The sequence below is a fragment of the Actinocrinis sp. genome (assembly GCF_035938995.1).
Classification (GTDB): domain Bacteria; phylum Actinomycetota; class Actinomycetes; order Streptomycetales; family Catenulisporaceae; genus DASZGI01.
Window position 1 is genome coordinate 1 of sequence record NZ_DASZGI010000249.1, and the last position, 6646, is coordinate 6646.

The 6646-nt window shown below is 69.0% G+C and carries 7 protein-coding genes; 5 read left to right on the top strand and 2 right to left on the bottom strand.

Annotated features, from left to right (window positions below; all coding sequences use genetic code 11):
- Positions 1-171 precede the first annotated feature (171 nt).
- On the bottom strand, positions 172-1005 hold the full coding sequence (locus tag VGZ32_RS17345; protein ID WP_326887102.1) for a deoxyribonuclease IV: 834 nt from the start codon (positions 1003-1005) through the stop codon (positions 172-174).
- Between the two features lie 149 nt (positions 1006-1154).
- A complete protein-coding gene (locus VGZ32_RS17350) occupies positions 1155-1478 on the bottom strand; it encodes a hypothetical protein (protein ID WP_326887103.1) in 324 nt (107 codons plus the stop codon).
- Positions 1479-1981: 503 nt separating this feature from the next.
- Here VGZ32_RS17350 and rpsF point away from each other — a divergent pair.
- From rpsF to dnaB, 5 genes are all read left to right on the top strand, one after another.
- Positions 1982-2284, top strand: coding sequence for a 30S ribosomal protein S6 (gene rpsF, locus VGZ32_RS17355; RefSeq protein WP_326887104.1), 303 nt, complete (start codon positions 1982-1984; stop codon positions 2282-2284).
- Positions 2285-2371: 87 nt separating this feature from the next.
- The gene (locus VGZ32_RS17360) at positions 2372-2917 is read left to right on the top strand and encodes a single-stranded DNA-binding protein (RefSeq protein ID WP_326887105.1); all 546 of its coding nucleotides are present in this window, start codon (positions 2372-2374) and stop codon (positions 2915-2917) included.
- A 30-nt stretch (positions 2918-2947) separates the two neighbouring features.
- Positions 2948-3184, top strand: coding sequence for a 30S ribosomal protein S18 (gene rpsR / locus VGZ32_RS17365; RefSeq protein ID WP_326887106.1), 237 nt, complete (start codon positions 2948-2950; stop codon positions 3182-3184).
- A 17-nt stretch (positions 3185-3201) separates the two neighbouring features.
- A complete protein-coding gene (rplI, locus tag VGZ32_RS17370; protein ID WP_326887107.1) occupies positions 3202-3648 on the top strand; it encodes a 50S ribosomal protein L9 in 447 nt (148 codons plus the stop codon).
- Between the two features lie 431 nt (positions 3649-4079).
- Positions 4080-6646 (top strand): replicative DNA helicase (dnaB, locus tag VGZ32_RS17375; RefSeq protein WP_349263637.1); only part of this gene is annotated, 2567 nt, incomplete at its 3' end.

The window sequence follows — 6646 nt, forward strand, 5'->3', positions numbered from 1 at the left end:
GCCGACCCCGGCGCCTCAGAGGAAGAGTCCGAGGCGGCCGACGCCGACGAGGGTGCCGACACCGCCGCGCCGGTCACCGGCTGACGTTCGCGGCGGCGCACTTCCCGCCAACAGCCACGGCGGCGCGGCATCTATGGCCGCGCCGCCATAATTCAATTCAGTAGTTCTCCACTACTTCCCCTCGGCCAGCCGCGTCCGGATCCAGGCGATGTCCGCGCCCTGAGCCGCGGCGTCCCCGGGCGTCTCGCAGATGAAGTCCGCGCCGACCGCTGCGGCCCCGAGCACCGCCGCGGCCAGGTCGTCGGGCGCGATCAAGCCCTCGCCGAAGTTCGCGTGCCGGTCGCGGCCCGAGTTGAGGCCGCCCTGCGAGTCGTTCGCATGTACCAGGTCGATCCGCCCGGTGATCGCCATGACCTTGTCCACCACGGTGTCTAGGGGCTCGCCCCCGGCGAAAGCGTGGCAGGTGTCCAGGCAGAACCCGATGTCGTGGCCCTCCAGCGCCTCCCACAGCCGGGCGATCGACTCCAGCCTGCGCGCTATGGCGTGGTCGCCGCCGGCGGTGTTCTCGATGAACACCGGGCAGCTCAGGTTGATCGCCTCGGCCGCCTTGCGCCAGTTGTCGAAGCCGACCGCGGGATCATCGGCCTTCGTGGTGTGGCCGCCGTGGACGACGACTCCGCGCGCGCCGACCTCGGCCGCAAGGTCCAGGGTCTGCTGCAGCAGCTTGCGGCTCGGGATGCGCAGCCGGTTGTTGGCCGAGGCCACGTTGATCACATACGGAGCGTGCACGTAAATGCGCACGCCGGCCTCTTCGGCCGCCTGCTTGAGCGCGCCGGCGCCGCCCGGGAAGGCGACCGTGGGCGCGGACCAGCTCTGCGGGTCGCCGAGCTGGATCTGCACCGCTTGGGCGCCGCGGTCGGCCGCGGAGCCGAGCGGATCCTTGTCTTCGACGGTGCAGCCGACGAGGTTGGCGGTCTTCGCGTGCGCCGAGTCATCTGGGGACATGACGCCCACGCTACCGCCGACCACCGTCATTCACGGCGCGCATGTCCGCCGCACGGTGGTCCCCAGAGCGGGCCTCCAGGGAGAGACGGTCCGCGGCGCGAGCGACCGTACAGTCGCTCGCGCCGCGGACCCGTCGCTGTCGGTGGTGGTCAGTAGAGTCCACCGTGAGCGAGGCCGAACAGCAGACCGAGACCGGAAAGGACGACGCCGCAGATGTTCACCCAGCGCTCCGCCGTCGTCGCCGAGATCATCTGCGACCACGCGCCGGTGAAGAGGCCGGCCAGGCCGGTCCACGAGCCGAGCAGGTGCATCGAGGGAAGGAACGCGCAGATCGCGGCGACCAGGCCGAACACTGCGGTCAGCACGGCGCCCGTGTTCTGCAGGGGGTGGGACCGGCCGTCGGTGTTGAGGATGAAGTGGTGTCGGTGGACGTCTCCGGTGGGCTGGGGCCCCGGAGCGACTGCGCGGGCCATCGGGAGTTCCTTCCTGCCGAGGTCGTGTGCGTCCGTGTCGGAACGGGCCGCGCCCCCGGGCCCCAGGGCGTGTTTGGAAAGGATCGCCGGGCCCGCGACGTCTGCCACGCACGCTCGCTGCGTTGGCGAAGCACCCGCATATTCCCGATATGAGGAAGCTCCGCCGCCTTGCGAATCGCACGCGCCAGAGGCCGCGGGCTTGTCCGACGCTCCTTTCCAAACACGCCCTAGCCCGTTCGGTCCCCGGTCGGTCGGACCGCTGCCGGTCGCTCAAGTCATCGTCGACTCGGCATGGCCCGTGCCTCCACCGGAGAATTCCGTGCGGACGCGCCTCTCCCACTGTCACCATCGCCGCCCCGGGCTGCGATTTCAAGAGGCCGATCGGGTGCGGGTATGCTTGCCCGGACCCTGCCCGCGCGCGCAGTCGCGCCCGGGCGGACGCATCACCCTCCTGCCGCGGACCGTCCGCGGCCGCTTTCAGTCCAGAGGAGGTGGGTATCCGCATGCGTCGTTACGAAGTCATGGTCATCCTCGACCCGGACCTCGAGGAGCGCCAGGTCGCTCCGTCCGTGGAGAACTTCCTGAACGTGATCCGCACCAACGGCGGCACGGTCGAGAAGACCGACATCTGGGGCCGCCGTCGGCTCGCCTACGAGATCAAGAAGGGCGGCAAGAAGGTGTCCGAGGGCATCTACGCCGTCATCAACCTGAACGCCGAACCCGAGGTCGTCAAGGAGTTCGACCGCCAGCTCAACCTCAACGAGGGTGTGCTGCGGACCAAGGTCATCCGGCCCGACCAGCGGTAACACGCTGCGCCGGGCGCAGTCGCCGTCGGGGCCGCGGGCCCCGCTCCGAGACGCAGACAGCAAGCCCGAAAGGCGAGTGAACCACCCATGGCAGGCGAGACCGTCATCACCGTCGTCGGCAACCTTACTGACGACCCCGAGCTGCGCTTCACCCCGAGCGGCGCGGCGGTGGCCAGCTTCACCGTCGCGTCGACCCCCCGCACCTTCGACAAGAACAGCAACGAGTGGAAGGACGGGGACGCCCTCTTCCTGCGCTGCTCCATCTGGCGCCAGGCCGCGGAGAACGTGGCCGAGAGCCTGACCAAGGGCATGCGTGTGGTCGTACAGGGCCGCCTCAAGCAGCGGTCGTACGAGACCCGCGAGGGCGAGAAGCGCACCGTCGTCGAGCTCGATGTCGAGGAGATCGGGCCGTCGCTGAAGTATGCGACCGCCAAGGTCACCAAAGCGTCCCGGGGTACCGGGGGCGGCGGCTTCGGCGGGGGCGAGCGCAGCGGTGACTGGGGCGGTGGCGCTCCGCGCGGCGGAGGCGGCGGGCAGCCGTCCGGCGGCGGCGCGCCGCAGGACGACCCGTGGGCCAGCGGCGGTGGTTCAGGCGGCTGGAGCGGCGGCTACTCGGACGAGCCTCCCTTTTAAGAGATCTTCGTAGGAGAACTGAGAAACATCATGCCTAAGCCTCCGGTGCGCAAGCCGAAGAAGAAGGTTTGCGCCTTTTGCAAGGACAAGGTCAAGTACGTCGACTACAAGGACACGAACCTGCTGCGGAAGTACATCTCCGACCGCGGCAAGATCCGTGCCCGGCGGGTGACCGGCAACTGCACGCAGCACCAGCGCGACGTCGCCACGGCCGTGAAGAACAGCCGTGAGATGGCGCTGCTGCCCTACACCAGCACCGCGCGCTGAGGAAGAGGTTTCGCATCATGAAGCTCATCCTCACGCACGAGGTGGCCAACCTCGGCGCCCCCGGCGACGTGGTCGAGGTCAAGGACGGCTACGGCCGCAACTACCTGCTGCCCCGCGGCTTCGCGATCGCCTGGACCAAGGGCGCCGAGAAGCAGATCGAGACCATCCGCAAGGCCCGCAGGGCGCGGGAGGTCCGCGACCTGGGCCACGCACGGGAGCTCAAGGCCGAGCTCGAGGGCTTGGCGGTGCGGCTGTCCGGCCGGGCCGGGCAGTCCGGGCGGCTCTTCGGCGCGATCACCGTGGCCGACGTGGCCGCGGCGGTCTCCAAGGCTGGCGGCCCGCAGATCGACAAGCGCCGGATCGAGATCACGACCCCGATCAAGACGGTGGGCACCCACAAGGTGTCCGTCCGCCTGCACCCCGAGGTCGCGGCCACGATCGGGCTGACGGTCGTCGCGGCCTAGGCGCTCGGCGAGGACCGCCGCAGCGGACCGCGGCATCGTGCGCCGCGGTCCCGGGCGGACCTCTCGAGCGGCCGGACCGCCGGCGCCGTCCGTGTACCGACGCTGTGTCGGGTGCCGCCCCTTCGTTGAGAGGCGGCACCCGACTTTTTTTTGTACACCGGCTGTGTACAACCGATTGACAGACCCGCGCACGTCACAGAGTGGACCACTGACAGGGGACGATTTCGTCCACACGGTTGTCCACCCCATACACACAGGATGACCGGCAGTTTTCAACAGGATCAGCCCGGTTGTCCCCAAGTTATCCACAAGGGCTGTGCACGACCTGCTCGCCGGGCCGACGGCGCCGGCCCTACCGTGGAGGGCTCCACCACCAGGCCCCGGCGCCCACCCGCCGGGACGGGTCCGTCAGTTTGGGAGGCGCACGACCCATGCCCGCCTTCAACGGGCCGGACGGCATCCCCGAGCCCCCGGATGAACCGGGCGGCCCGGCGGACGGCGACGGCTACGGCGGCGGGCGGTCGCGCACCTTCGAGCGCACCCCTCCCCAGGACCTGGCGGCCGAGCAGGGCGTTCTCGGCGGCATGCTGCTGTCGAAGGACGCCATCGCTGACGTCATCGACGTGGTCAAGGGCCGGGACTTCTACAAGCCCGCGCACGAGCTGATCTTCGATTCGGTCCTGGACCTGTACGGCCGGGGCGAACCCGCCGACGCGGTCACCGTCGCCGCGGAGCTGACCAAGCGCGGCGAGCTGTCCCGGATCGGCGGCGCACCGTATCTGCACACCCTGATGTCGTCGGTGCCCACTGCGGCGAACGCCGGCTACTACGCGGTGATCGTGCGGGAGCGGGCGATCCTGCGCCGCCTGGTCGAGGCGGGGACCCGCATCACGCAGATGGGCTACTCCACCGACGGCGCGGACCTGGACGAGATCGTCAACCGCGCCCAGGCCGAGGTCTACCAAGTCACCGAGCAGCGGGCCGGCGAGGACTACGCCCCCCTCGCGGACATCATGGAAGGCGCGCTCGACGAGATCGAGTCGATCTCCAACCGCTCCGGCCAGATGACCGGCGTGCCCACCGGCATCGCCGATCTCGACCAGCTCACCAACGGCCTACATCCCGGCCAGATGGTCATCATCGCGGCCCGTCCCGCCATCGGTAAGGCCCTCGCTCTCGACACGCCGCTGCCGACACCCACGGGCTGGACCACCATGGGCACGGTCAGGGTGGGCGACGAGCTGCTCGGTGCGGACGGCCGCCCGACTCGCGTAGTAGCCGCAACGGAGGTGATGACCGGACGCCCGTGCTACGAAGTTGAATTCTCCGACGGCACCGTCCTGATCGCCGACGAACAGCATCAGTGGCTGACCGAGACCCGAGCGTCTCGCAAGTCGGACCAGGCCGCCGCGGCAAGATACAACCGGCACCGCGACCAGCCGACGTTCGCGTCCGTCAAGACCACCCGGGAGATCTCCGCGACTCTGCGCTGTGACACGGCGGACAAGCGGCTCAATCACGCCGTCCCCGTCGCAGAGGCCGCGCAATTGCCCGCTCGGGACCTTCCGCTGTCCCCCTATGCTCTCGGCGTCTGGCTGGGGGACGGACACACTGATGCGGCCGGGTTCACCACCGCCGATCCGGAGATCATCGCCAATCTCGAGGCCGAAGGCTTCAGAGTCACCCCTACCGGAAGGCTCAGCTTCTCGTTGCGTTTTCCGGCCGAGCCGAGTCCGGACGAACGGGCTTGCGTGGTCTGCGGCGAGCTCTTTGTCCCTAGGACCTCGCAGGTAAGCACCTGTGGACGCAATTGCGGAGGACAGGCAGGCTCTGTCTCTGCACCCGTCACCGCCCCGCGTTGTCAGGACTGCGGAAGCCCATCCGCCGGCCTGACGCGCTGTCAGACGTGTCACGACCACCACGGGACCGTGCAGGCAGTCCTGCGGAGCATCGGGGTGCTCGGCGACAAGCACGTCCCGGAGGAATACCTCCGCGCTTCCGAGTCACAGCGCCGCGATCTGCTCGCCGGCCTGCTTGACACCGACGGCTACGTCGACAAGATCGGCACAGTCCACTTCTCGGTGACAGATCGGCGACTCGCCCATGACACCTGGGAGCTTGTGCTGAGCCTCGGCTACAAGGCGACGATGACGACCAAGCCGGCCAGCCGCGACAGCGATCGGTCGACGCGCTACACGATCACTTTCACCCCCTCGGAGAAGGTCTTCCGCCTTTCCCGCAAGATCGTGCGGCAGAGTGGTAGCGAGCATCCGGACACGAGACTTCGCTACATCGTCGACGTGCGTCCGATCCCCTCGGTACCGGTCCGTTGTGTCGAGGTCGACAACGAGGATCACCTCTACCTGGCCGGACCCACCTGGATCCCGACCCACAACTCGACGCTCGGCCTGGACCTGGCGCGCTCCTGCTCCATCCGCAACGGCCTGACCAGCGTCATCTTCTCGCTCGAAATGGGCCGCAACGAGATCACCATGCGCCTGCTCTCGGCGGAGGCGCGGGTGGCGCTGCACCACATGCGGTCCGGCACCATGACGGACGACGACTGGGCGCGGCTCGCCCGGCGGATGGGCGAGGTCTCTGCCGCGCCGCTGTTCATCGACGACTCCCCCAACATGTCGATGATGGAGATCCGGGCCAAGTGCCGCCGCCTCAAACAGCGGCACGACCTGCGCCTGGTGATCGTGGACTACCTCCAGCTGATGTCGACCGGGGGCTCGCGCCGCCCGGAGAGCCGCCAGCAGGAGGTCTCGGAGATGTCCCGCGCGCTCAAGCTGCTGGCGAAGGAGCTGGAGGTCCCGGTCATCGCCATCGCTCAGCTCAACCGCGGCCCGGAACAGCGCACCGACAAGCGCCCCATGATGTCCGACCTGCGCGAGTCCGGCTCCCTCGAGCAGGACGCCGACGTCGTCATCCTGCTCCACCGCGAAGACGCCTACGAGCGCGAATCCCCCCGCGCCGGCGAAGCGGACCTGATCGT

What these genes read in the sequence shown, in the direction of transcription:
- rpsR (WP_326887106.1), top strand. Translation starts at nt 2,948, where the DNA reads ATGCCTAAGCCTCCGGTGCGCAAGCCGAAGAAGAAGGTTTGCGCCTTT.
- rpsF (WP_326887104.1), top strand. Translation starts at nt 1,982, where the DNA reads ATGCGTCGTTACGAAGTCATGGTCATCCTCGACCCGGACCTCGAGGAG.
- rplI (WP_326887107.1), top strand. Translation starts at nt 3,202, where the DNA reads ATGAAGCTCATCCTCACGCACGAGGTGGCCAACCTCGGCGCCCCCGGC.
- VGZ32_RS17345 (WP_326887102.1), bottom strand. Translation starts at nt 1,005, where the DNA reads ATGTCCCCAGATGACTCGGCGCACGCGAAGACCGCCAACCTCGTCGGC.
- VGZ32_RS17350 (WP_326887103.1), bottom strand. Translation starts at nt 1,478, where the DNA reads ATGGCCCGCGCAGTCGCTCCGGGGCCCCAGCCCACCGGAGACGTCCAC.
- VGZ32_RS17360 (WP_326887105.1), top strand. Translation starts at nt 2,372, where the DNA reads ATGGCAGGCGAGACCGTCATCACCGTCGTCGGCAACCTTACTGACGAC.